The sequence below is a fragment of the Streptomyces sp. GbtcB6 genome (genome assembly GCF_019091475.1).
GTDB lineage: Bacteria > Actinomycetota > Actinomycetes > Streptomycetales > Streptomycetaceae > Streptomyces > Streptomyces hyaluromycini.
The window spans coordinates 1-662 of sequence record NZ_JAGXJL010000183.1; the positions used below are offsets into that span (position 1 = coordinate 1).

General features: G+C 70.5%; 1 protein-coding gene and 1 pseudogene. Both read right to left on the minus strand.

Annotated features, from left to right (window positions below):
* The coding region (locus KVT45_RS55090) for an ABC transporter permease (RefSeq protein ID WP_368857579.1) at window positions 1-456 on the minus strand (456 nt) is incomplete at its 3' end.
* Window positions 453-662: pseudogene (locus KVT45_RS55095) on the minus strand (ABC transporter ATP-binding protein); the annotation flags it as partial. The pseudogene KVT45_RS55095 and the gene KVT45_RS55090, both read right to left, overlap by 4 nt.

Sequence of the window (662 nt, forward strand, 5' to 3'; positions counted from 1 at the left end):
GCCGATGCCGAACCAGACGATGAACAGCGGGGCGAGGGCGACCTTGGGCAGCGAGTACAGCGCCACGATGAACGGGTCGACCATGCGGTAGAAGGTCGGCAGCGAGGCGAGGACGAACCCGGTGACCGCACCGGACCCGGCGCCGAGCAGGAAGCCGAGGACGACCTCCTTGAGGGTGACCCAGGTGTTGGACCAGAGCAGGCCCTGGCGCTGCCAGTCGGCCAGCCGTCGTACGACGTCGAGGGGCCTGCTGGTGAAGGTGAGGTCGAAGACCCGCCCGGCGCACAGCTGCCACGCCACCAGCAGGACGACGGCGAGGACCAGCCGCCCGCCCCAGATGACGACCGTGCCGCCGTGCCGTTCCCACCAGCCGCGGTGCAGGGGGACGGTGACCGACTGACCGATCGTCGTCTCCTTCTCCGTGTCCGCCGGGGTTTTCGCGCCGACCGTGTTCACTGGGCCTCCCGCAGCGCCGCCGTCATCTCCTTGTGCAGGCCGACGAAGTGCGGGTCCACCCGCAGTTCGTCGGCGTCGCGGGGTCTGGGCAGGTCGATCGCCTTGTCCAGGACGACCCGGCCGATCCGGCCGAGCACCACGGCCCGGTCGCCGAGCAGCAGCGCCACCTCGATGTCGTGGGTCACGAAGACGACGGTCTGGCCGCT